Below are 23,486 nucleotides of genomic sequence, written 5' to 3' on the forward strand. Positions count from 1 at the left end.
TGGCGCGTTAGCGACTTCAGCGCGGGGCTTGCGAGAGACCCCTCAACGACCCGGACCCCCTCACGTACGGGGTGTTCGGCGCGCTACGGGCGGAGGACTCTCGGTCCAACGCGGAGCGAGAAAATCGGCGCTCGAAACCCGCTCAGTTCCCGCGGCCCTGCAGCTTCTCCTCCTCGGGAAGGTCGACGTTCGCCTCGCCCTTCATGCTCTTGCCGAGGTTCGAGGAGATCTCCGCGAGGCGCTCGGGGTCGTCCCAGTTGTTCACGGCGTCCACGATGGCGCGGCCCATCACTTCGGGGTTCTCCGCGCCGAAAATGCCGGAGCCGACGAAGATGCCGTCGCACTCGTGGTGCATCATCAGCGCCGCGTCCGCGGGCGTCGCGATGCCGCCCGCCGCGAAGTTCACGACCGGCAGCCGCCCCATCTCGGCGGTCTCGTGGACGAGCTCCGCGGGCGCCTCGATGTCGCGGGCGTAGTGCTCGCGCTCCTCGTGGGTCATCCCCTCCAGCTCGCGGATCGCGCCCTTGATGGTGCGCTGGTGGTGGACGGCCTGGTTCACGTCGCCCGTGCCGGCTTCGCCCTTCGTGCGAATCATCGCCGCGCCCTCGTCGATGCGACGGAGCGCCTCGCCGAGGTCGCGGGCGCCGCAGACGAACGGCGCCGTGAACCCGCGCTTGTCGATGTGGTACTTGTCGTCCGCGGGCGTCAGCACCTCGGACTCGTCGATCATGTCCACGCCGACCGCCTCCAGAATCTCGGCCTCCTTCGTGTGGCCGATGCGGGACTTCCCCATCACCGGGATGGAGACCGCGTCGACGATGTCCTGCACGTCCGCGGGGTCGGCCATCCGCGCGACGCCGCCGCGCTTCCGGATGTCAGCGGGCACCGCTTCCAGCGCCATCACTGCGACGGCGCCGGCCTCCTCCGCGATCTTCGCCTGCTCCTCGTTGACGACGTCCATGATGACGCCGCCCTTCTGCATCTTCGCGAACCCGCGTTTCACGAGGTCGCTGCCGCGTCGCAAGTCCTCGAGGTCGGTCTCGGTAGCCATACGAGGGTGTTGCGTGCGCCGCCGCTTAATTGGGTTGGTTGCGGCACGGCCGGGCGGACCGAGATGCTAAACGATTAGGACGTGGCCTCCGGAAGCCCGACAATGAGCGACAGCGACGAGCCTGACCCCGAGGAGTCGGTACGGGAGGCCATCGAGCGCTCCCGGAGCGGCGCGCCCGCGGTCGGGTCGGTCGTCCGCGACCGGTTCACGTCGAACGAGATCTTCCAGCGCATCATCGCCGCCGCCGACGAGGAGATCACGTCGGGCAGCCGCGAGCTGTTCTTCAGCGCGCTCGCGGCCGGCTTCGCGATCACGATCACGTTCATGCTGTACGTCTCCCTGTCGGCGTCGACGGGCGGCGACCCGGTGCTGAGCGCGCTGCTGTACCCGCTCGGGTTCATCTACATCATCATCGGCGGCTACCAGCTGTACACGGAGAACACGCTCCCGCCGGTCCTGCTGACTCTCGAACGGCTCGCCAGCGTCCCCGCGCTGCTGCGGAACTGGACGGTCGTGCTCCTCGGGAACTTCACGGGCGGCGCGCTCGGCGCGCTCGCGCTCGCGTTCGGCGGCGTCATCTCGCCGGACGCGGCCGAGTACGCCGTCTACCTCGGCGAGACGGGCGTCGCCACGGCGTGGTGGAGTCTCTTCTCGAAGGCGGCGTTCGCGGGGCTCATCGTCGCCGGCGTCGTCTGGGTGGAGTACGCCGCCCGCGACACCATCTCCCGGCTCGTCGTCGTCTACATCGCGTTCCTCGCGATTCCGCTCGGCGGCCTCTACCACTCCGTCGTCTCGTTCACCGAGATGACGTTCCTCGTCCTCCAGGGCGACCTCCTCGTCACCACCGGCCTCTGGGAGTTCGTGCTCCCCGTGTTGCTCGGGAACACCGCCGGCGGCGTCGTGCTCGTCACCGTCGTCAACTACTTCCAGACGACCGAACACCGGCTGTCGTCGGCGCGCTTCGACGGCGCCGACCGCCAGCTCTCCGCCCGCGAGTGGCTGTTCGGCAGCCTCGTCGGGCGCTCGTACGTCCCGCTCATCGACCACACCGGCGAGAGCGAGCTCCCCGAGGCGGACAACTACCGCATCGTCGTCCCCATCTCGAATCCGCGGACCGAGACCCGGCTCGTCGAGCTCGCGTGTACGCTCGCCAGTCGGGAGGCGGGCGCGAGCGTCCACGTCGTCCACATCGTCCAGATGCCCGACCGGACGCCCCGCGGCTACCGGCTCGACCAGCACCAGCGCATCGTCGAGAACTCGGACGAGCTGATGCAGGACATCCGTGACGTCGCCGAGGGGTTCGACGTGCCCTGCGAGACGTCGACGGTCGTCTCCCACCGCTCGTTCGAGGAGCTGTTCGACGTCGCGAAGCGGAAGCGCGCGGACCTCGTGGTGATGGGCTGGGGCGAGGGCCGGCTGTGGTCGAACGGCCGCGCCGAGCGCCCGCTCGACGAGCTCACCAACAGCCTCCCCGCGGACGTGCTCGTGTTCAAGGACCGCGGCCTCGACGTCTCCAATCTCCTCCTGCCGGTCGTGGACAGCGTCCACGCCGACCTCAACGCCGAGGTCGCGCGGTCGCTTCGCGAGACCGCGGGCTCGGAAGTCACCCTCATGCGCGTCGTCGACGGCGAACACGAACGCGAGACCGGCGAGGAGTTCCTCGAAGCGTGGGCCGCCGACCACGACCTCGCGGACGCCGACTTCGCGGTCGACACCTCCGGTGACGTCGAGCGCGCGATCGTCGACGCCGCCGCCGACCACACGCTGCTGTTGATCGGCGCGACCTCGCAGGGGCTGCTCGCTCGCCTCGCCACCGGGTCGCTGCACTTCGACATCGCGAACCACGTGGACTCCTCGATGCTGCTCGCCGAGCGCGCGGCCGACCGCGGCATCCTCAAGCGGCTGTTCGGACGGTAGCCGAACCCGCTCCCGCCGTCGTTTCTCGTCCCCGCGACCGCCAGAGCTATGCGGCGGTCCCGAGACGCTCCCGGATATGTCGCTGCCGTCCCGGTCGGACCTCCCGTGGTACCTCGCGCCGCTGCCCGGCTGGCTGGAGGACGTCGCGCTCCGGCTCGCGTGGGTCATCGTCGCCATCAACCTCGCCGGCACCGCGTTCGGGTTCTGGTACTACCGCGTGCAGTTCGAGGCCACGCCGATGCTGGCGTGGCCGGTCGTCCCCGACAGCCCGGTCGCGACGCTGTTCATCGGGCTGTCGCTGGCCGCGTACAAGCTCGACTTCGACGCGGACTGGCTGCACGCGCTCGCGTTCTTCGGCTGCATCAAGCTCGGGCTGTGGACGCCGTTCGTCCAGCTCGTCGTCAACGGCCAGGGCGACCTCTGGTGGGCGATGTACTGGTTCCTCGTGCTCAGCCACCTCGCGATGGCCGTCGAGGCGTTCGTGATTCACCGCTACGCGACGTTCTCCGTGGGCGCGGTCGCGGTCGCCGCGGCGTGGTACGGCTTCAACGACGTCGTCGACTACTTCGTCGGCGCCGCAGGCGGCCCTCACCACACGGTCCTGCGCGCCGAGGTCGTCACTGGCGGCATCACGCACGCGGTCCCCGCCCACGACCTCGCCGCGGCCGCCGCGGTCGCGCTCACGCTGCTCGCGACGTTCCTCGCGCTCGCGACCCGCGTGAAGACTCTGGAGTCTCGGCTCGCGGACTGACCGTCCTCCCGCTTTTTCAGTCCCGGCGTCGTCTGTCCGGACATGTACGACGCGATAGCCGACCTGCCAGTGGTCGTCGACTCGGTCTCTCTCGACCGCGTGGAGCGCGAGACGGCGGCGTTCACGCGTGCCACCACGGTCGTCGCGCTGTCCGGCGACGGCGAGGCGGGCCGCGGCGAGGACGTCACCTACGAGACCGCCCACCACGACGCGTTAGCCGAACACGAAGCCGACACGGCCGACGGCGGGGCGTTCGATCTCGCGGGCGAGTACACGTTCGCGGAGTTCGCCGCTACGCTCGACGAGACGGACCTCTGGCCCGTCGACGACCCCGACCGCGAGGACTTCCGGCACTACCGGCGCTGGGGGTTCGAGGCCGCCGCGCTCGACTTGGCGCTCCGGCAGGCCGGCGAGACGCTCGGCGAGCGCCTCGACCGCAGCCTCGACCCGGTGCGCTTCGTCGTCAGCGGCCGCCTCCCCGAAGGGGACACCAAGCGCGTGGAGACGCTGCTGGACCGCTACCCGGACGCGGAACTCAAACTCGACCCGACCACCGACTGGCCCGACGGGACCTTCGACTTCCTCGCCGACACCGACGCCGTCCGCGTGCTCGACCTGAAGGGCCACTACGAGGGCACGGACGTCGACCAGTCGCCGGACCCCGCGCTCTACGAGCGCGTCTTCGAGGGGTTCCCCGACGCCACCGTCGAGGACCCCGCGGTCACGGCCGCCACCCGCGGTATCGTCTCCGAGCACGCCGGCCGCGTCGCGTGGGACGCGCCGATTCACGGGCTCGACGACGTCCGCGACGCGCCCTTCGACGTGCGCCGGCTGAACGTCAAGCCGTCCAGATTCGGCACGCTCGAATCCCTCTTCGAGACCCTGGAGTGGGCGTTCGAGCGCGACGTCGCGCTGTACGGCGGCGGCCAGTTCGAGCTCTCCGTCGGCCGCGGTCAGATTCAGGAGCTCGCGAGCCTCTTCTACCCCGCCGGCCCGAACGACGTCGCGCCCGGCGCCTACAACGACCCCCGGCTCCCCGACGACCCGCCGAGAAGTCCGATTTCTCCGCCGGAGGACCACGTCGGGTTCGGACTGTAGCTGCTCGGGTAGCCGGTATCCTGGCGGATTGAAAGGGCGAGGGTGTCTGCGGGAACCCCGACGAAGCAAGCGCCGCAGCGAAGCGAGGAGCGTGGTCCGAGAGCGCGGAGCGCTCTTTCGGCGACAGCGAGTCGCGGGACCGCAGACACCCGAGGGCTTTCAGGAGGCGTTGGCCACGCCACCGTCGGGAACAGCACTAAGCGAACTATCCGCCAGCGCTAGTCGTCGTTCCGGTGCGCTCGGACCCACAGCGCCCCGATGCGGGAGAGCCGGGTGCGGTAGGACTTCCCGCGCTCTTCGCGTTCGACGTAGCCCTTACCGCCGGGGCCGAGCTTGTCGACGGTGTACGTGACTTTCGAGCGGAAGCTGTCGGTGTACTCCTCGTTGAGGTCGTCGGCGACGGTCTTCGCGAGGTCGCTGACGGACGCGAACTCGCCGTGGTCGCCGAGCGTGAACAGGATGAGCTCCTCGAACGGCTTGACGTTCGAGAAGGAGGCGACGGGGAGTTCGACGACGTGGCTGCCGTCGATCTCCTTCGCGCCGATGGTGGTGCCGCGCTCGTCGAACTCCGAGAGCAGGTCGCGGGCGTCCTCCAGCTGTTCTTGGACCTCGCTCTCGTCGACGTCGCCGTCCGCGACGGATTCGAGGAGGGCGGCGCTCGCGCGCAGTTCCTCGGCGAGCTCGGTTTCGAGGTACTTCTCGGGGGCGGTGTAGTACGTGTGGATGCGCTCGCGGTCCTCGGGCCGCTCGACCATGATGGAGTGAGCGGCGGTCGCGAACGCGAACGAGACGGTGCGTGGCATCGACGCGATGTTCACCCAGACTTCGCCGTCGGGGTCGGCGTCGAGCTCGTCCTCGATGAGGTCGAACGCCTGCTCGAAGGCGGTGTCGTAGTCGTAGACGTCCGCGACGGAGACGCGCTCGGTCTCGGCGCCGAGGAGGTTCCGGAAGTCGTCCTCGAGCTTGCGGGAGATGCGCTGGCTGTACTCGACGTTCGCCTCGCTGCCGACCGCGCCTTCGAGGAGAATCACGCGGTCGACGGCGAGCTGCTCGCGCACCAGCGGCGCGATGAGCCGGTCGTAGTCGAAGCCGACCGGGACGACGTGCGTCTGCATGCCCGGCCCTTGGGGGAACGCCGGCAAAAGGTTGCCCGTGTGGACGGCGCGCGTTCGGGCCGCGGCGTCGCGCAGGCGTTTTCTCGCTCCGGGGCGTCGAGGCGGCCATGAGCAAGTGGCTGGCCTCGGGGCTGCGCCGGGACGTCTGCGTGGTCGTCGCCAGCGAGGGCGACCCCACCAAGCAGTCCGTCAAGCGCGCGATAGAGCGGAAGAACGACGAGCGCATCCGCCCGAAGCGGTTCAACGGCGCGGTCAACAAGCTCGAAGACGCGGGCATCGTCGACCGCGAACCTGACGGCGTCCACGACCGGCTCACGCTCACCGAGGCGGGCGAGCAGCGCCTCCGCGAGCACCGCGAGTGGGTCGCCGAGCGCCTCGCGGACTGGTAGTCAGTCCGCGGGCTCGAAGTAGACGCTCGTGTCCTCGCTGGTCGCCTGCGCGGTCACCGCGGAGACGCCGACGGTGAGCACGAGTCCGACGGCCATCCCGACGACGGAGGGGAGCCAGCCCCAGTAGGCGTCCGCGAACACCGGAAATCCGCCGACGTACACCGTGGGGCCGAACACCGTCACGAGGTAGAACAGCTGGCTGCCGCCGACGCCCGCGAGCATCCCCGAGAGCGTGGTGTTCCGCCAGTACATCGCCACCCCGACGGGGAGCGCGAGCTGCGCGAACCCGCCGAACGCGGTCTCCCCGATTTCGACGAGCGTGCCGGGCGTGAACAGGCTCGCGACGAACGTCGCGGAGGCGAACACGACGACGCCGATTCGCCCGAGGTAGTTCTCGTACCCCTCGCTGGCGTCGGCGTTCACGAACGGCCGGTAGAGGTCTCGCGTGAAGTACGACGCCCCCGACAGCAGCATCGAGTCCGAGGAGCTCATCATCGCGGCGAGCGCGCCCGCGACGACGAGCGCGGCGAACCAGCCGGGCGTGTACTCGGCGAGAAGCACCGGGAGGATGTTGCCGCCGTCGGGCATCGCGAGGCCGACGCCCTGCGCCCACGACCCGAGCAGGAACGCCGGCACGAACAGCAACACGACGAGCACGGGCCACAGCGCGAACGTGCGCTTCAGGACTTTCTCGGACTTCCCGACGAAGAAGCGCTGGTTCACCTGCGGGAACATCGTCACGCCGAACGCGATGCCGACGGCCTGTGAGAGCATCCACTGCGGCGAGTAGACGCCGCCGCCGAGCGCGCGGAACCCCTCGGGCATCGCGGCGCCGATGCCGCCGGGTTCGGCGGCGAGCGCGCTCGCGATCCACGCGAACGCCAGCCACACCATCGACAGCATGAACACGCCCTGGAGGGTGTCCGTCCACGCGACGCCACGCATCCCCGACAGTACGACGTACGCGATCATGAACAGCGTGATGAAGCCCGCGCCCGCCCAGTACGGGACGACTCCGTCCGTGAGCGCTTCGAGGGCGGTGCCGGCGCCGACCTGCTGGAGCATGACGTACGGGAACAGCCAGAAGATGCTGACGGCCGCGACCAGTCCCCTGAGCGTCTTCGAGCCGAAGCGGTCGCCGAGCATCTCGCCGAGCGTGACGTAGCCGTGCGCGCGGCCGAGCAGCCACTGGCGGTAGCCCAGCAGGTACCACAGCAGGCCGAACAGCACGCCGTCCATCAGCCCCATCACGAGAATCCACTCCGGCCCGGAGGAGAACGCGGTGTTCGGGCCGCCGAAGAACGTGAACGCCGACAGCAGCGTCGCGAACGTCGTGAACAGCAACACGCCGGTACCGAGGCCGCGGCCCGCGAGGTAGTAGTCCTCCGCGGTGCGGTCGGTGACGCGGTACGCGACGGCGCCCACCGCGAGCGCGACGAGCATGTACGCCGCGACGATGCCGATTTCCAGCAGCGCGCTCATCTCGCCACCCCCGCGAACGTCCCCCAGTCGCGGCGCGCGAACGCGGCGAACGCCCCGGCGGTGACGACCATCCAGCCGACGTGCCACCACACCCAGACGGGGAGACCGGCGACCATCGTGGCGTCGTCCCACAGGAACCACGGTATCGCGAGCGCGACGAGGACGACGAAGACGATTCCCCAACCGAGCGCCGAACGCGAGGGCATGTTAGCGCTAGTTGTCTACCTAATCGGGTTAAGTGTTACTGAAAATCTCCGAATATCGGTCCGTAGAATATTTTTCTACTATCTGGCGAACGCGAAGGCGTCGTCGTCAGCTCGTCTCGCGCTCGGGAGTCCCGGCGTGGTCGCCCGCGTGCGGTCGCTTCTCGGAAACTCGGCCGACTCTCGGCGGCTCTGCGGCGTCGCAGGCGGGCGTCGCGACAGCTATTTCCCGCGCGGGTACATAGTTCTAGGAGAGAACAATACTGATGGAGGACACCGCGAAGTACCTCATCCACGCGGACTTCGTCGCCGACGGGGTCGTCGAGCGAACCGACGTGGTCGGCGCCGCCTTCGGGCAGACAGAGGGTCTACTGGGCGACGACCTCGACATCCGCGACCTGCAGGACTCCGCGAAACTCGGCCGCATCGACGTCTCCGTCGACAGCGAGGGCGGCCAGTCGTTCGGCACCATCACCATCGCGTCCAGCCTCGACCGCGTCGAGACGGCGACGCTCGCGGCGGCCCTGGAGGCCGTCGAGCGCATCGGCCCGTGTCGCGCGCAGGTCGAGGTCGAGCGCATCGAGGACGTCCGCGCCGCCAAGCGCCGGGAGATCGTCGACCGCGCGAAGGAGCTGCTCGCGTCCGCGTTCGACGAGGGCGCCATCGACTCCGAGGACATTCTCCGCGAGGTCCGCGAGAGCGTCCGCGTCGAGGACGTCACCGAGTACGAGGGCCTGCCCGCCGGCCCGAACGTCGCGACCAGCGACGCCGTGCTCGTCGTGGAGGGCCGCGCGGACGTCGTCAACCTCCTCCAGTACGGCATCAAGAACGGGGTCGCCGTCGAGGGGACGAACGTCCCCGACGCCGTCGCCGACCTCACCGCCGACCGCACCGCGACCGCGTTCCTCGACGGGGACCGTGGCGGCGACCTCATCCTCCGCGAACTCCAGCAGGTCGGCGACCTGGACTACGTCGCGCGGCCGCCCACGGGGGAGTCCGTCGAAGACCTCTCCCGACAGGCCGTCGACGTCGCGCTCCGCGAGAAGACGCCCGTGGACGCCGCAGTGCCGGTGAGCGGGAGCGAAGACGACGAGGACGAGGCAGCTGCCGACGCGTCCGCAGAGCCCGCCGAAGCCGCGGACGCTTCCGTCGCCACCGTCGAGGCGTCGCCCGACGAGGCGACCGCGGCGACCGACGGCAGCGCGACGCCCGCCCCCGCAGCCGGCGGCGGGTCCGCGAGCACCGTCCAGTCCGAACCCGAATCCCCGGCGGAGCCCGCCGAGCCCGCGCCGAAGACCGTCGCCGACCACGTCGAGGCGGTCGTCGGCGCCGGAACGATTCGGCTACTGAGCGACGACCTCGACGTGCTCTCGGAGGGCGACGCCGACGGCGCCGTCGAGACGCTCGACGCCGCGGAGACGGTCCCCCGAATCGTCGTCGTCGACGGCTCCGTCACGCAGCGCCTGCTCGACGTCGCCGCCCAGCGCGGGGTCGCGAAGCTCGTCGGTACCAGTACCGGCGAGTTCGTCAAGCAGCCCGCGAGCGTCCGCGTCCACACCGCGGACGACTACTGAGTTCTCGGAAGCGTTCCGTTACGCGAGGCCGACCAGCAGCGCGAGCGCGCCGCCCGCGATGCCGCCCGACAGCGTCGCGAGGAAGTTCACGCCCTGATTGCCGACGACGCCGCCCTCGATGAGTGCGCCGGCGACGCTGTCCGCGGTCATCCCGACGAAGCCGGCAGCCACGACGAGCGCCGCGCCGACGGCGCCGAATCCGAAGACGGCGACGCAGAGCGCAGCGATGAGCGCGGCGCCCGCGAGCCCCGCGAGTTCGCCCTGCCACGTCACCGCGCCGTCGGTCCCGGGGTCGACGCGCTCGAACGTGGTGACGAGCCGCGGCGTGTCGAAGAGGCCGCCGACCTCGCTGGAGAGCGTGTCCGCGAGCGCCGTCGCGACCGCTCCCGCGTACGCGAACTGGTACGCGAGGTCGGACAGCGGCACGTGGGCGTGCGCGGCGTACAGCAAGAGTGCGACCAGCGCCGCCGCGGAGTTCCCGAGCACGTTCCCGGTGCCGCGGGCGCCCTCGTTCTCCTCGGCGACGCCGCGCTCGAGCTTCTGGTCGTACCGGAACTTCGTCGTCAGGCTCCCCACGGCGAAGAACGCGATGAGCACGACGAACCAGCCGTAGCCGCCGAGCACGACCGCCAGCAGGCCGAGCAGGACGCCGGTCAGCATCCCCGCGACCGAGGTCGCGTCGAGGGCGTGCGAGACGTAGCCGAACGCGGCGGTGACGGCGAGGGCGACGACGACGCGCTCCCACGCGGTCGCCGGCGCCACGCCCTCGAACGGCGCGAGCACGGCGAACAGCCACAGCAGCAGCGCCACGGTCACGAGCACGACCGGGTCGTCCCGGCCGACGAACACGGACCGCAGGATGCCGGCCGCGAGCCCGCCGCTCGCTCCGATGAACACCCAGTACGGGTAGTTCGCGGGCTGGCCGGTGAGCGACGCGGCGACGGCCTGCCCGGCGAACGCCGCGAGCGCGCCGAGGACGACGAACCCGACCATCGAGAGCGCGCGGCTCTCCCGGACCGCGAGCACGAGCCGGCGGCCCAGGTCGCCGTACCCGACGACGAGCACGCTCGCGACGAACACGCCCACCGGCACGTCGAACAGCGGCACGAGCAAGCCGATGGCCGCCGCCGCCAGCGCGAAGCCGACGAGCGTCCACAGCCGCCCCTCGCGGCGGTCGCGGGCGGTCGAGAACACCTCGAACAGCCGGCCGTCGGGGACGACGGCGGCCGCCGCGGCGACGAGCACGAACGGGGCGGCCGCTGCCCGGCCGAGCAGCGGCGCGACCAGCGCGAGCGACGCCACGAGTGCGAACGCGGCGGCGCGCCGGAGACTCCAGTTCACGTCCGTCGTGGGTTGCCTTGGACCCTACTTAACTTCCCCGAAGCGGGAGCCACGAGACCCGACGCCTGCGCGGGTCCTCCCGACAGCCTTCGAGACCCGCAAGGTTTTGTGGAGCGCCGGCGCACGCTCCCGTGTGGGTCTCTACGACCGCTACCTCGCGCTGCGCGTGCGCCGCCACGACGCCGACGCCCCCGACCACGTCGCGCTCGTCATCACGGAGCGCGACCTCCTCGAAGCCGGCGCGTACGACACGCTCTCGGAGTTCTTCGGGTGGGCGTTCGACTACGGCGCCGACCGCGTCACCGTCTACGTGAGCGTCCTCGACGAGGCCGCCGTCCCGACGCTCGAACGCGAGCTCGCGCGCGTCGACGCGCCCCGCGAGGTCGCCGTCCGCGGCCCCGACGACGACGCGCGCGCCGACGCCCCCATCCAGGTGAGCGTCGGCCACGGCGGCAAACAGGAGTTCGCGACCGCCGTCCAGAGCGTCGCGGAAGCCGTCGACGCCGGCGAGATGGCGCCCGAGGACGTCGACGAGGACGTCGTCGAGTCGGAGCTCGTCTTCCCCGAGGAGCCCGACCTCGTCATCAAGACCGGCGCCGAGCGCCTCTCCGACTTCATGATCTGGCAGTCCGTCTACTCCGAGCTCTACTTCACGGACGTCAACTGGCGGGACTTCCGCAAGCGCGACTACCTGCGCGCGGTGCTGGACTACGAGAACAGACAGCGCAGGTTCGGGCGGTAAGCGTAGCGAGCCGCGTCAGTCCGCGGACCGCCCCTCGGCTTCGATGTCCTCGGGCGGGTCGGGGAGCTGGTCGCGAAGTTTGTCGAGCACGCGGCGGGCCTCACCGACTTCGCTGCCGAGCGCGCGAACGAGCGCGAGCGCGCGCTCCGCTCGGGTGCGGCGCCACGACGCCTCCCGGGACTCGTACGTGCGGACGGCGCGCAGGAAGTCGGTCTTCGAGAACTCCGGCCAGTACGGCGTGCAGAAGAACGCGGCGGCCTCGCTGCCGTTGGCGTGCCACGGCAGGAAGTTCGACGTGCGCTCGTCGCCGCCGGTCCGGATGATGAGGTCGACGTCCTGCACGGGGCTGGTCTCCAGGCGCGCCTCGATCTCCGCGACGTCGACGTCATCCGGGTCGAGGTCGCCGCGGTCGACGGCTTCCGCGACGCCGCGCGCGGCGCCGAGCAGTTCCGCCCGGCCGCCGTACGCGACCGCGATATTCAGCGTGAAGTCGTCGTAGCCGGCCGTCCGGCGGTCGGCGTACTCGATGGCGTCCCGGACGCGCTCGGGGAGCATGTCGATCTCGCCGATGGCGCGGATCCGGACGCCCTGGTCGTGGACGCGGTCGGCGTCCGCGAACTCCCGGAACTTCTCCGTGAGGAGGTCGAAGAGGTGCTGGCGCTCCTCCTCGGGGCGGTCGAAGTTCTCCGTGGAGAACGCGTACAGCGTGAGCTCCTCGACGCCGAGTTCCGCACACCAGTCGAGGACGTTCTCCGTGGTCTCGGCGCCCGCGCTGTGGCCCGCCGTCGCGTCCTTGCCCTGTTCGCGGGCGTACCGCCGGTTGCCGTCCTGGATGACGGCGACGTGCTCGGGCGCGCCGTCGACCTCGTGACGGAGCACGCGCTCGTAGCCGCTGTGCAGCACCGAGCGGAGCCACGTTCGCATCGGGCGAGTGGACGGTGGACTCACGTATCAGCCTTCTGTTCGCTCGTCGACGTAATCGACTGGCCGGGCATCGTCTCGTCACTGCTCGGCACGCCACCCGGATAGTTAGGCGCCGCCAAACCATCGCGTGAGTGCCCAGCGGGCCGAGTGCGAGCGCGCGGCAACCGCCACACGTATGGCCGGGTAGCGTCTCGTCTCGGACATGAGCGAGACGGTCAACGAGGACCTCTACCGGGAGACGGTCGAACTCCTGCAGCCCGGCGACATCGAGCTGGCGGGCGCGGTCGTCCACACGAGCTACGAGTCCAGCGCGGAGAGCCTGCTCCACCAGCTCACCCTCGACGCGGGCGACGCCGTCGCCGAGCACGCCGACGTCGGCGACACGTACGTCTACTCGGGCAACGACAGCGACGAGTTCGGCGTGAACCAGCACCAGGGGCTCACCCTCGACGGCGACGAGTTCGTCTGGGAGTGCCAGCAGCTGCTCCGCGAGGGCACGTTCGACCTCGTGCTGTACTGGAAGGCGACTGGCGACCACGACGCCGTCGTCGCGGACATCGAGGCCCTCGACGGCGTCGAGCGCGTCGTCGGCATCACCGAGGACGGCTACGAGCCGTAGCTCCGTCCCCGATTCGTCCGCGTCGGCGCGCGAGTCGGGCCGTTTATGGTTCGTGCGGACGCAGATGCGCCCATGGATATTGCGGACCTCGACGACCGGGACCGCGCGGTGCTGAACGCGTTCCAGGGGGGGTTCCCGGTCGTCCACCGGCCGTTCGAGCCGGCGGCGCACGCGCTCCGGTCGCGGGGCGTGGACATCGAGCCGGCGGAGCTCCTCGAGCGCGTGCAGCGCCTCGACGACGAGGGCGTGCTGACGCGGTTCGGCGCGCTCATCAACGCGGAGGAGATCGGCGGGAACGCCTCGCTGGTGGCGATGCACGCTCCGGAAGACGAGTTCGAGGAGATCGCCGAGACGGTCAACGGCTTCCGGGAGGTCGCGCACAACTACGAGCGCGAGCACCCGCACCTGAACATGTGGTTCGTGGTGTCGGTCGCGGACGACGAGAACGTCGAGGACGTCCTCGCGGAGATCGAGGAAGCGACCGGCCAGGAGACGTACAACCTCCCGAAACAGCGGGAGTTCCGGGTGGAGGCGAAGTTCCTCGTCGACGGCCCTATCCCGGAAGGGGACGTCGACCTCTCGCACCTGGGGCCGCGGCCGGACCCGACCGACCGCGACACCCTCACGCCCGCCGAGCGCGACCTCGTCATCGAGGTCCAGGACGGCCTCCCCGTCGTGGAGACGCCGTATCAGGCGGTCGCGGAGGAGATCGGCCACGACACCGACTGGGTGGTGCAGACGCTGCGCCGGTTCAACGAGGAGGAGAAGGTGCGCCGAGTCGGCGTCATCCCGAACCACTACTCGCTGGGGTACACGGAGAACGGGATGACCGTCTGGGACGTTCCCGACGACGTCGTCGACGAGGTCGGTCCCGCCGTCGCGAGCCTTGACTTCGTCACGCACTGCTACCAGCGGCCGCGCCACGACGGCGTCTGGGACTACAACTTCTTCGCGATGACTCACGGCCGCACCGATGAGGAGAGCCAGCGCCGCGTCCAGCAGGTGCGGGACGTGATGGACGAGTACTGGGACGTCGGCGACGGCGACTGGGACACGCTGTTCTCGACGCGGATTCTGAAGAAGACGGGCATCCGGCTGGCCGAGCGCGCGGACGCGAACACCGCATGAGCGGGAACCGGGGGCAGACGCCGTGATTCCGCTGTTCCACGACTTCGAGGGGGAGACGGTGCTCGTCGTCGGCGGCGGGCCGGTGGGCGCGCGGAAGGCCCGCCGGTTCGCCCGCGAGGCCGACGTGGTCGCGCTCAGCCCGGAGTTCGCTGACGCGGACTTCGGGGACGCCGAGCGCGTGCAGGCTGCGCCCGAGCCCGGGGACGCGACGGAGTGGGTCGACCGCACGGAACCGGCGCTCGTGGTCGCAGCGACCGACGACGAGGCCGTCAACGACGCGTTCGTCGCCGCGGCGCGGGCCGCCGGCGCGCTCGTGAACCGCGCGGACGAGTCGGGCGGCCGCGAGGCCGACAGCGTGGTGGTACCGGCGACGGTCCGCGACGACCCCGTGACCGTCGCCGTCGCGACGGGCGGCGCGAGCCCGGCGCTCTCGAAGTACCTCCGCGAGCGCCTCGAAGACGACCTCGCGGGTGCCGGCGGTATGGCGGACTTAACCGCGTCGCTGCGCGCGGAACTGAAGGCCGCGGGCGTCGACCCGGAGACGCGGCGAGACGCCGTCAGGGCGGTGGTGCGCTCGGAGCCGGTTTGGAAGGGTTTACGTACCGGTGGGACAAATCCTCGCCAAGTAGCCGACGACGTCGTCGCCGACGTCGTGGGCAATTCAGAGTGGTCCACGTGAACGGAAACACTGGCGTCGTCTCGGGCGTGCGCGTCTCCCACGAGTCGGCCTCCCTCTCGGAACTGGAGGCCGCGAGTGCGGACAGCGAGGCGGACGCCCTCGAGGAACTGCTCGTCCAGCCGGCCGTCGAGGAAGCGTTCGTCGTCCAGACGTGCCACCGGTCGGAAGCGTACGTCGTCGCGGACGAGCCGCGCAGCGGGCGGCGAGCGCTCGCCGCCGCGGGCTTCGACCCGGCCGCGGAGGGCGCCGTCTCGATGGGACACGAGGAGAGCCTGCGCCACCTCCTCCGGGTGGCCGCCGGCCTGGAATCTCTCGTTGTCGGCGAGGACCAGATTCTCGGGCAGGTGCGGGACGCCTACGACACCGCCCAGGACGCCGGCGCCATCGGGCACGTGCTCCGGCAGGCGGTCACGAAGGCCATCCACGTCGGGGAGCGCGCTCGCACGGAGACCGCAATCAACGAGGGCGTCACGTCGCTCGGGAGCGCGGCCGTCCGGCTCGTCGAGGGCGAGGTAGACGTCGACGGCGCGACCGCGCTCGTCGTCGGCGCCGGCGAGATGGGCGCGCTCGCGGCGAAGGCGTTCGCGAGCGCGGGCGTCGACCGCGTCGTCGTCGCGAACCGCACGCCCGCTCGTGCGGACCGCGTGGCGGCCGCCGTCGACGCGGACGCGGAGACCGCGTCGCTGGAGGCAGCGCCCGAGCACGCGGACGAGGCCGCCGTCGTCGTCACGGCGACCAGCAGCCCCGAGTACCTCCTCGACGAGGACACGCTCGCCGAGGCGGGCGAGACGACCGTCGTCGACCTCGCGCAGCCCCGGGACGTCGCGCCCGACGCGGCGGCCGTCGACGGCGTCTCCGTCCACGACCTCGACGACCTCGAAGCCGTCACGGAGTCGACTCGCGAGCAGCGCCGGGACGCCGCCCGCGAGGTCGAGGCGATGCTCGAAGCCGAGTTCCAGCGCCTGCTCTCCCAGTACAAGCGCAAGCGCGCCGACGAGGTCATCGCGCGCATGTACGAGAGCGCCGACCGCCTGAAGGCCCGCGAGGTGTCGACGGCCGTCTCGAAGCTCGAAGCCGCCGAGGGCGAGGTCTCCGACGAGGAGCGCGAGGTCCTCGAGTCGATGGCGGACGCGCTGGTCAGCCAGCTGCTGGCGGCGCCGACGAAGAGCCTGCGGGACGCCGCCGAGGAGGACGACTGGTCGACCATCGCGACCGCGCTCGAGCTGTTCGACCCGGACTTCGAGGACGGGATGCCGTTCGACACGGCCACGGGCGAGGCGACGCCCGCTGAGTCCGAGGACTAGCGGCTGTTCTGTCGGCGGGTACGGTTATGTGACTGGCGCGTGACGTTACGTGCATGGCCGAGTTACTCTCCGACGACGAGATCGAGGAGCGAGCGCCGAAGGGCTGGACGCTCGACGGCGACGAGATAACGCGGACCTACGAGTTCGACGACTACCTCAAAGGCGTCGCGTTCGCCAGCGAGGTCGGCGAGCTCGCCGAGGAGGAGTTCCACCACCCCGAGATCCGGATCCGCTACGAGGAGGTCGAAGTCCGGTTCACGAGCCACGAGGCCGGCGGCGTCACCGAGCAGGACGTCGAGCTCGCGGAGCTCTGCGACGAACTCCAGTAGGATGGACGCCCGGTACGTCTTCGCGGTGCGGTTCCGCCTCGACCCCGAGTACGGGGTGCGCGTCGACCCGGAGACGTTCGAGACGCGGATGCAGCGCGTCGCCGCCGAGCCCGGCGAGCCCGGGTGGCTGTTCTTCCGGGACAACCTCTGGCGCGGCGACATCGGCGACCCCGGGCACTTCCGGGAGCTCACCGAGGACGCGCTGGCCGTGGACGTCGACTCCGTGGAGTACCGCGCGTTCGAGACCGACCGCGAGTACTACGACGCGCTGAAGGCGGAAATCGGCGCGAACCTCGACCTGTTCAAGGCCGACAGCGCGGCCGACGTCCTCAACAAGTACCTCGGGAGCTCCGTGGAAGTCCAGGACTGAGGGCAAGGCATTTGCCCCACGACGTCGTAGTGCCTGCTCCGATGCAGCCCTCCGACTACGACGTCTGGCTGTTCGACCTCGACGGCACGCTCGTCGACACCGAGTGGTCGTACACCCGCGAGGTGTTCGACCGCGTCGGCGCCCGGGTCGGCCACGAGTTCTCGGACTACCAGGCGGAAGTGCTGTGGCACGGGCTCGGCGGCTCCCGGAACGCCCAGCTCCGCGAGTGGGGGTTCGAGCCGTCGGCGTTCTGGGAGGCGTTCCACCACGTCGAGGACCCGATGGCGCGCGCGGAGGCGACGTACCTCTACGACGACGCCGCGCACGTCGCGGACCTCGACGGCCCCGTGGGCGTGGTCACGCACTGCGCGGAGTTCCTCACCGAGCCCGTGATGGACAGCCTCGACATCGGCGACTGGTTCGACGTCGTGGTCTGCTGCGACGACGACATCGGCTGGAAGCCCGACCCGCGCCCCATCGAGCTCGCGCTCGCCGACGTCGGCGCGGGCCCGGACCACGACGGCGTCTACGTCGGAGACGGCGCGAGCGACGTCGGCGCCGCGCGGAACGCGGGTCTGGACGGCGTCCACGTCGAGCGCCACGACCCCCACAAGCGCGGGCGCTGCGTGCTCGGCGACCGCCGCGTCGAGTCCTTCGACGACCTCTTCGTCACCCCCCGGAGCGCCGATTAGGCCTCGTAGCCGGCGAGCCCGTCGAGGACGTCTGCGAGGTCGTCGAGCACGTCCACGAGTTCCTGTACGCCGTCTTTCTCCGCGCGTTCCGGGTTCGCGAGCGCGCGCACCGGCTGCTCGCCAAGCTCCACGAAGTCGAGGCCGAGGCGGTCCGCGGTCGCGCGCAGCGCGAGGCCGGCGTCCGCGTCGCCCTCCAAGACTGCCCGCGCGGGGCTCTCCGTGCCCTTCGTCTCGCGTTCGTACCCGTCGATTTCCCCCGTAAGCGTGCGGCGGTCGGTGTCGCGCTCGTCCGCTAACTCCGCGAGCGCGTCGTCGAAGGCGTCCCGCAGGCCGCTCGCGCCGGTGCGATTCGACAGCGTCACGCCCGAATCCACGAGGTCTGGGACTCCCGAGACGCCTAGCGGGTTCCCGGCGGGGACGACGAGCCCCCACTCCCGGGTCCACGACGCGAGCTCCTCGCCGTCGCCCCTGTCACCCGTCGTAATTGCGACGTCCGGGACGCCGTTCCGTAAGCGGCGTGCGCCCTCTCGCGAGCCGAGCCCGAGGAACCGCGGGTTCGCGAGGCGGTCGAGCACGCGGTCGAAGCCCGGGTCGCGCTCGCCGACCGCGAACACCGACGGCGGGCGGACGTCCGGCGAGAACAGCTCCACCTCGACGGTCTCGCCCTCGTCGAGGTACTCCGTGTCGGCGTCCACGGTGACGGTGCCGTCGGCCTCGACGAGACTCGTGGTCGCGCCCGAGCCCTTGTCCACTGGGTAGACGAGCGTCTCGCCGTCCCCGGACTCCACGAGCCCGGCGGGCATCAGGCGCGTGCGTCCCTCGGCGTAGCGCTCGCGGACCGCCATCGTCCCCTCGACGGTCGCCGAACGCGGCTCGGGGAGGCCCGCCGCGTCCCGGATCTTGGGCGCGACGAACGCCCGGAAGATGGTGAGCGCGGACACCGGGTAGCCCGGCAGCCCGACGTACGCGGACCCGCCCATCTCACCGAGTAGCATCGGCTTCCCGGGCTTGACGCTGACGCCGTGCAGGAGCAGTTCGCCGCGCTCCTCGACGACCTGGTAGACGACGTCGACCGCGCTCGCGGAGGTCGACCCCGAGGAGAGCACGAGGTCGCAGTCGTCCGCGGCGTCCCGCAGCACGCGCTCCAGTTCCTCGTAGTCGTCGCCCGCGTGCGGGTACAGCACGGGCTCGCCGCCCGCGTCCCGCACCGCCGCGGCGATGGAGTAGCTGTTCACGTCGTAAATCTGGCCCGCGCGGTGGCTCACGTCGCCGCCGGGCCGGACGAGTTCGTCCCCGGTGGAGACGATGCCGACCTTCGGCTTCGCGCGCACCGGCACCGTCTCTACGCCGAGCGCCGCGAGCAGCCCGATCTCCCGGGACGTCAACAGCGTCCCCGGGCCGAGCACGCGGTCGCCCGCCGCGACGTCCGCGCCCGCGACCATCACGCCGTCTCCGGGCGCCAGCGAGGTTCGAACGGTCACCGTGTCCTCGTCTCGGGCAGTTCGCTCGACCATCACCACGGCGTCCGCGCCCGGGGGAACGGGCGCGCCCGTCGAAATCTCCGCGCACTCTCCGTCGCCGACGCTCACGTCCGGCTCGCTGCCCGCGTGGATGTCGCCGACGCACTCGATTTCGACGGGGTCGGTCTCGCTCGCGCCGAACGTGTCCGCCGCGCGGACGGCGTAGCCGTCGACCTTCGCGCGGTCGAACCCCGGTACGTCGAGGCGGGCGTCGATGCGGTCCGCGAGCACGCGGCCGTCCGCGTCGTCCAAGTCGACGCGCTCGACGCCCGGTGAGAGGTCGAGGCCGGCGATGACCTCGCGGGCCTCCTCGGGGCTGGCGAGGTCGCGGAACTGCTTGCGGTCGCTCATCGGTGGGCCTCCCAGTTCTGTACGGCGACTCCCTCGCGGTCGTCGATGCCCTCCGCCTGCTCGGAGACGACCACCCAGCCGTCCGCGAGCGCGACGCTGGAGAGCACGCCGCTCCCGCTCGCGCTCACCGGCTCCGCGACCGTCTCCCCGCCGTCCTCGCGGAGACGGACGCGCGCGAACGTCCGCACCCCGGGTTCGGAGCGAATCTTCCCGTCCAGCCGAGCCTGCACGCTCGGCGGATCGTCGATCGGCATCCCACCGGCGCGCTTCACTGCGGGCCGCAGGAACTGCACGGCGTTCACGATGCACGCGACCGGGTAGCCGGGCAGCATCACCACGAGCGTGTCGTCGACTTCGCCGAGCGCGACGGGGTGGCCGGGCCGCAGCGCGACCCCGTGGACGAACACCTCGCCGAGGTCTTCGACGACCTCCGGGACGAGGTCGCGTTCCCCGACGGACGAGCCGCCGGTCGTCACCACCACGTCGGCGTCGAGGTCCGCCTCGATTGCGTCCCGGAGCGCCGCCTCGTCGTCGGTGACGATGTCACGGTAGCGCGCGCTCGCGCCCCAGCGCTCCGCGAGCCGGGAGACAGTGAGGCCGTTCGTCTCCACGACCTCGCCGGGCCCCGGGTCGTCCTGTACGAGCTCCTCGCCGGTCGGAATGACCGCGACCTCGGGGCGCTCGTACACCTCGACCTCGCGCAGGCCGACGGACTTCAGCAGCCCGAGATCCGAGGGCCGCAGGCGGTGCCCGGGCTCGTAGAGCCGGTCGCCCTCGGCGACGTCCTCGCCGACGGGCGCGACGTTCTCGCCCTCGCCGACGGCGTCGAACGTCTCGACCTCGCCGCTCGCCGCGTTCGCCTGCTCCACCATCACGACGGCGTCCGCCCACTCCGGGAGCGCGCTCCCCGTGTGCACGCGCTCGGCCTCGTTCTCGCGCAGCACCGCGGGCGAGCGGTCGCTCGCACCGAACGTGTCCTCGGCGCGCACCGCGAACCCGTCCATCGCCGCGCGCCGGTAGTGCGGGACGTTCTGCTCGGCCGTGACGGCCGTCGCGACGGTCCGCCCGTCCGCTTCGGTGAGTGGGACGCGCTCAGTGCGGTCGTGGACCGCCACCCGGTCGAGTAACCGCTCTCGCGCGGCCTCGACGCGCGTTCGTTCCTTGAAGCCGGCGTCGTGCCGGTCGTGCTCGGTCATGGGCGTCAGTTGGGTGGGGGGCGGGGTAAAGGCTGCGTGGGCGACCGCAGGGAGCCCACGTTACCGCGAACGGCGAACAGAGTGAGCCGTGAGCCGCGCGGCACGCCGCGTTGATGCGAACGCGGAGCGCAGCGATGCGTGAGCCGCGTGGGCGACCGCAGGGAGCCCACGTTACCGCGAACGGCGAACGGAGTGAGCCGTGAGCCGCGTGGGCGTTCCCACCCGTCGATTGCGCGCCCGAACCGCCGCTCGACCCGACCACCGTTAGCAGGTGCGTGTCCGACGCGCCTGCCGCAGTGTGGGCGCGAAACCGCGCTTAATTCGGCTTAACCGTCTCGAATCCGGGGCGACGGAGTGCATCGTTGAATACCCCGGCGACTGTTGGGTCAGGTGGCGGCAGACGCACGCCGCCGGTCAGGGCACACTGAGCGTCACTCGCGTCGCCGACGCCACTCCCCCTCCCGCGTCGCCGACGCTCGCCGGGCCGCGTACCCCCACCGACGCGGCCCGCGTCACAGTCTCTCAGCACGCAACTGGTGTGTCGAGCACAGCCGGTTTCACTCTCTGCGCGTTCGCGCTCTCCCCCGACGCGAGCGCGGCCGTCCGGTTCGGACGGCTCCCCTCTCCGTTTTCGCGGTCGTATCCGCCAACGACCACCGGGTTTAACGCCGCGCCGACCCAAGAGGCGTGCATGTCCCGCCTGCGCGAAGCGCTGCGGAGCCTGCCCGACTCGGTGTTCGTGGACGTCATGGAGAGCGACGACGCGTACGCGTTCGTGGTGGACGTGCCGGGCGCGAGCGCGGACTCCGTGGACGTCCGCATCGACGGGCGGACGCTCGTGGTGGACGCGCGCCGCGAGAAGGACGTGCCCGCGGGGTTCGAGTACCGCGTCGAGGAGCGGTCGCTGTTCCTCGAACTGGAGCTGCCGCTGCCGCCGGACGCGGCGACCGAGGGCGCGTCCGGGAGCGTCGACGACGGCGTGCTCGACGTCCGAGTTCCGAAGCGCGGCGACGGCCACACCGTGCCCGTCGAGGGGTAAGACGAGTGGCGCTGCTCCGGTCGTACCGGCGGTTCGTCGCCGTCGTCTGGCAGTTCCTCCCGCTGCTGTGGGGGTATTTGCGGGACCGCCGGCGGTACGTGTTGTTCGGGGGGCGGCGCCGCGTCACCCCGGAGATGCGGGTGGCGCGGGCGCGCCGGCTGCTGGACTCGCTGCTGACGCTCGGGCCGACGTTCATCAAGCTCGGGCAGCTGTTGTCGACGCGGCCGGACGTGCTGCCGCCGGAGTACGTCGAAGTGCTCGCGGACCTCCAGGACCGCGTGCCGCCCGCGAACTGGGAGGACGCCCGCGTCGTCCTCGAAGACGAGCTCGGTGACGTCGACGAGCGCTTCGACGACTTCGAGACGGACGCCATTAGCGGCGCGAGCCTCGGGCAGGTGTACCGCGCGAAGGTGGACGGCGACGAGGTCGCGGTGAAGGTGCGGCGGCCGGACATCGAGGACCTCGTGAACGCGGACCTGCGCGTGATTCGCTGGACGCTCCCGGTCATCGTGCGCTTCGTGGGCGAGTCGCGGGCGTTCAGCCTGCGGAACCTCGCAGACGAGTTCGCGAAGACGATCCGCGAGGAGATGGACTACGGCCGCGAGGCGGAGATGCTCACGGAGATCCGCGGGAACTTCGCGGACGACCCGAAGGTCGTGATTCCGGAGGTCTACGACACGCACTCCAGCAGCCGCGTGCTCACGATGGAGTACATCCCGGGCACGAAGATCTCGGACGTCGAGGAGCTCGACCGCCGGGACGTCGACCGCTCGCAGGTCGCGGAAACCGTCGAGCGGGCGTACCTCCAGATGATCATCGAGGACGGCGTGTTCCACGCCGACCCGCACCCGGGGAACCTCGCGGTGCGGGACGACGGCGCGGTGGTGTTCTACGACTTCGGGATGAGCGGGCGCGTCGACGCGTTCGTCCAGGAGAAGATCGTGGACTTCTACATCGCGGTCGCGAACCAGGACATCGACGCGATTCTGGACGCGCTCATCGAGATGGGGACGCTCTCCCCGGAGGCCGACCGCGCGACGATGGCGGACGTGATGGAGCTCGCGATCCAGGACGCCCGCGGGGAGGACATCGAGACGTACCGCGTCCAGCAGATCGTCGGGAAGGTCGAGGACACCATCTACGAGTTCCCGCTTCGCCTGCCGTCGAACCTCGCGCTGGTACTGCGCGTGGCGACGGTCGTGGAGGGCGTCTGCGTGACGCTGGACTCGGACTTCGACTTCATCACGGTGGCGACGGAGTACCTCACCGAGCAGGGGTACCGCGAGGAGTCGATTCGGCAGTACGCCGAGGAGACCGCCGACCAGTTCCAGCGCTCGGCGCAGTCCGCGGTCCGCGTGCCGCCGAAACTGGAGTCGGCGCTCGACCGCGTGGAGCGAGAGGACCTCCACGTTCGCGCCGACATCGAGGACGGCGACGGCGTCATCGACCGACTGGCGCGCCGGGTCGTGCTCGGGCTGGTGTTCGCGACGAGCGTGCCGACGACCGCGCTCCTCTACACGGAGGCGGACCTGCTCGCGGCGGGCGTCATGGGCGCGTTCACGTTCGCGGTCGGCGCCGGCCTCTACCGGTCGTTCAGGAAGCGCAGCGGTATGCGCGCGGCCCCGCAGTTCACGCGACAGAACCTCCGCGACCGCCGGAACGACTGACTCCG

23 protein-coding genes are annotated in these 23,486 nt (G+C 70.9%); 15 read left to right on the forward strand and 8 right to left on the reverse strand.

Going from position 1 to position 23,486, the window contains the following annotated elements; all coding sequences use genetic code 11:
* Positions 1-142 precede the first annotated feature (142 nt).
* A complete protein-coding gene (pdxS, locus tag G9C83_RS10285) occupies positions 143-1,051 on the reverse strand; it encodes a pyridoxal 5'-phosphate synthase lyase subunit PdxS (protein ID WP_167246053.1) in 909 nt (302 codons plus the stop codon).
* A 102-nt stretch (positions 1,052-1,153) separates the two neighbouring features.
* On the opposite strand from pdxS, the gene G9C83_RS10290 reads away from it, so the two are divergent.
* The 3 genes from G9C83_RS10290 (at position 1,154) to G9C83_RS10300 (ending at position 4,817) form a co-directional block, all read left to right on the forward strand.
* The gene (locus G9C83_RS10290; protein ID WP_167246054.1) at positions 1,154-2,968 is read left to right on the forward strand and encodes a formate/nitrite transporter family protein; all 1,815 of its coding nucleotides are present in this window, start codon (positions 1,154-1,156) and stop codon (positions 2,966-2,968) included.
* A 76-nt stretch (positions 2,969-3,044) separates the two neighbouring features.
* Positions 3,045-3,719 carry a DUF1405 domain-containing protein gene (locus tag G9C83_RS10295; protein WP_167246055.1) on the forward strand — a complete coding sequence of 225 codons (675 nt, stop codon included), beginning with the start codon at positions 3,045-3,047 and terminating at the stop codon, positions 3,717-3,719.
* Between the two features lie 42 nt (positions 3,720-3,761).
* Positions 3,762-4,817, forward strand: a complete 1,056-nt coding sequence (locus tag G9C83_RS10300) for a hypothetical protein (RefSeq protein WP_167246056.1) — start codon at positions 3,762-3,764, stop codon at positions 4,815-4,817.
* 218 nt (positions 4,818-5,035) lie between these two features.
* Here the strand turns inward: G9C83_RS10300 and G9C83_RS10305 are convergent, their stop codons facing one another.
* The gene (locus G9C83_RS10305) at positions 5,036-5,932 is read right to left on the reverse strand and encodes a DUF6293 family protein (RefSeq protein WP_167246057.1); all 897 of its coding nucleotides are present in this window, start codon (positions 5,930-5,932) and stop codon (positions 5,036-5,038) included.
* A gap of 107 nt (positions 5,933-6,039) precedes the next feature.
* On the opposite strand from G9C83_RS10305, the gene G9C83_RS10310 reads away from it, so the two are divergent.
* Positions 6,040-6,321, forward strand: a complete 282-nt coding sequence (locus tag G9C83_RS10310) for a PadR family transcriptional regulator (RefSeq protein ID WP_167246058.1) — start codon at positions 6,040-6,042, stop codon at positions 6,319-6,321.
* On the opposite strand, the gene G9C83_RS10315 is transcribed toward G9C83_RS10310, so the two are convergent.
* Together G9C83_RS10315 and G9C83_RS10320 are read right to left on the reverse strand one after the other, a co-directional pair.
* Entirely contained in the window at positions 6,322-7,803 is a 1,482-nt protein-coding gene (locus tag G9C83_RS10315) for a sodium:solute symporter family protein (RefSeq protein ID WP_167246059.1), read from the reverse strand.
* Entirely contained in the window at positions 7,800-8,009 is a 210-nt protein-coding gene (locus G9C83_RS10320) for a DUF3311 domain-containing protein (RefSeq protein ID WP_167246060.1), read from the reverse strand. The genes G9C83_RS10315 and G9C83_RS10320 overlap by 4 nt, the downstream gene beginning before the upstream one ends.
* A gap of 263 nt (positions 8,010-8,272) precedes the next feature.
* On the opposite strand from G9C83_RS10320, the gene dnaG reads away from it, so the two are divergent.
* A complete protein-coding gene (gene dnaG / locus G9C83_RS10325; protein WP_167246061.1) occupies positions 8,273-9,580 on the forward strand; it encodes a DNA primase DnaG in 1,308 nt (435 codons plus the stop codon).
* Positions 9,581-9,598: 18 nt separating this feature from the next.
* On the opposite strand, the gene G9C83_RS10330 is transcribed toward dnaG, so the two are convergent.
* The gene (locus G9C83_RS10330; RefSeq protein WP_167246062.1) at positions 9,599-10,921 is read right to left on the reverse strand and encodes a DUF92 domain-containing protein; all 1,323 of its coding nucleotides are present in this window, start codon (positions 10,919-10,921) and stop codon (positions 9,599-9,601) included.
* Between the two features lie 133 nt (positions 10,922-11,054).
* Here G9C83_RS10330 and G9C83_RS10335 point away from each other — a divergent pair, with 133 nt between their 5' ends.
* Positions 11,055-11,663 (forward strand): undecaprenyl diphosphate synthase family protein, encoded by a 609-nt coding sequence (locus G9C83_RS10335; RefSeq protein WP_167246063.1) that lies wholly within the window; start codon positions 11,055-11,057, stop codon positions 11,661-11,663.
* Between the two features lie 15 nt (positions 11,664-11,678).
* Here the strand turns inward: G9C83_RS10335 and uppS are convergent, their stop codons facing one another.
* Positions 11,679-12,587: a polyprenyl diphosphate synthase gene (uppS, locus tag G9C83_RS10340; protein WP_167246064.1), complete on the reverse strand. Its 909-nt coding sequence runs from the start codon at positions 12,585-12,587 to the stop codon at positions 11,679-11,681.
* 202 nt (positions 12,588-12,789) lie between these two features.
* Between uppS and G9C83_RS10345 the strand changes: the two genes are divergently transcribed.
* The 7 genes from G9C83_RS10345 to G9C83_RS10375 are packed head-to-tail and all read left to right on the forward strand — an operon-like array spanning position 12,790 to position 17,708.
* Positions 12,790-13,206: a DUF5778 family protein gene (locus G9C83_RS10345; RefSeq protein WP_167246065.1), complete on the forward strand. Its 417-nt coding sequence runs from the start codon at positions 12,790-12,792 to the stop codon at positions 13,204-13,206.
* A gap of 45 nt (positions 13,207-13,251) precedes the next feature.
* Positions 13,252-14,334, forward strand: coding sequence for an Lrp/AsnC family transcriptional regulator (locus tag G9C83_RS10350; RefSeq protein WP_167246066.1), 1,083 nt, complete (start codon positions 13,252-13,254; stop codon positions 14,332-14,334).
* Positions 14,335-14,356: 22 nt separating this feature from the next.
* Positions 14,357-15,013, forward strand: a complete 657-nt coding sequence (locus G9C83_RS10355; RefSeq protein ID WP_167246067.1) for an NAD(P)-dependent oxidoreductase — start codon at positions 14,357-14,359, stop codon at positions 15,011-15,013.
* Positions 15,010-16,317 carry a glutamyl-tRNA reductase gene (gene hemA / locus G9C83_RS10360; protein WP_167246068.1) on the forward strand — a complete coding sequence of 436 codons (1,308 nt, stop codon included), beginning with the start codon at positions 15,010-15,012 and terminating at the stop codon, positions 16,315-16,317. Before G9C83_RS10355 ends, hemA begins: the two co-directional genes overlap by 4 nt.
* Before the next feature lie 53 nt (positions 16,318-16,370).
* Positions 16,371-16,646, forward strand: coding sequence for a 4a-hydroxytetrahydrobiopterin dehydratase (locus G9C83_RS10365; RefSeq protein WP_167246069.1), 276 nt, complete (start codon positions 16,371-16,373; stop codon positions 16,644-16,646).
* A gap of 1 nt (position 16,647) precedes the next feature.
* Positions 16,648-17,016 carry an LWR-salt protein gene (gene lwrS / locus G9C83_RS10370; protein WP_167246070.1) on the forward strand — a complete coding sequence of 123 codons (369 nt, stop codon included), beginning with the start codon at positions 16,648-16,650 and terminating at the stop codon, positions 17,014-17,016.
* Positions 17,017-17,057: 41 nt separating this feature from the next.
* The gene (locus G9C83_RS10375) at positions 17,058-17,708 is read left to right on the forward strand and encodes an HAD family hydrolase (protein ID WP_167246071.1); all 651 of its coding nucleotides are present in this window, start codon (positions 17,058-17,060) and stop codon (positions 17,706-17,708) included.
* On the opposite strand, the gene G9C83_RS10380 is transcribed toward G9C83_RS10375, so the two are convergent.
* Complete coding sequence (locus G9C83_RS10380; protein WP_167246072.1) at positions 17,705-19,579, reverse strand: molybdopterin biosynthesis protein; 1,875 nt, start codon at positions 19,577-19,579, stop codon at positions 17,705-17,707. The two genes, G9C83_RS10375 and G9C83_RS10380, sit on opposite strands and share 4 nt — an antisense overlap.
* Entirely contained in the window at positions 19,576-20,775 is a 1,200-nt protein-coding gene (glp, locus tag G9C83_RS10385) for a gephyrin-like molybdotransferase Glp (RefSeq protein ID WP_167246073.1), read from the reverse strand. Before glp ends, G9C83_RS10380 begins: the two co-directional genes overlap by 4 nt.
* A gap of 691 nt (positions 20,776-21,466) precedes the next feature.
* Between glp and G9C83_RS10390 the strand changes: the two genes are divergently transcribed.
* Positions 21,467-21,814 carry an Hsp20/alpha crystallin family protein gene (locus G9C83_RS10390; RefSeq protein ID WP_167246074.1) on the forward strand — a complete coding sequence of 116 codons (348 nt, stop codon included), beginning with the start codon at positions 21,467-21,469 and terminating at the stop codon, positions 21,812-21,814.
* A gap of 5 nt (positions 21,815-21,819) precedes the next feature.
* Positions 21,820-23,481 carry an AarF/ABC1/UbiB kinase family protein gene (locus G9C83_RS10395; RefSeq protein ID WP_347877797.1) on the forward strand — a complete coding sequence of 554 codons (1,662 nt, stop codon included), beginning with the start codon at positions 21,820-21,822 and terminating at the stop codon, positions 23,479-23,481.
* The last annotated feature ends 5 nt before the right edge of the window (positions 23,482-23,486 follow it).

Origin of the sequence: Halobacterium sp. R2-5 (genome assembly GCF_011734195.1) — an archaeon.
Classification (GTDB): domain Archaea; phylum Halobacteriota; class Halobacteria; order Halobacteriales; family Halobacteriaceae; genus Halobacterium.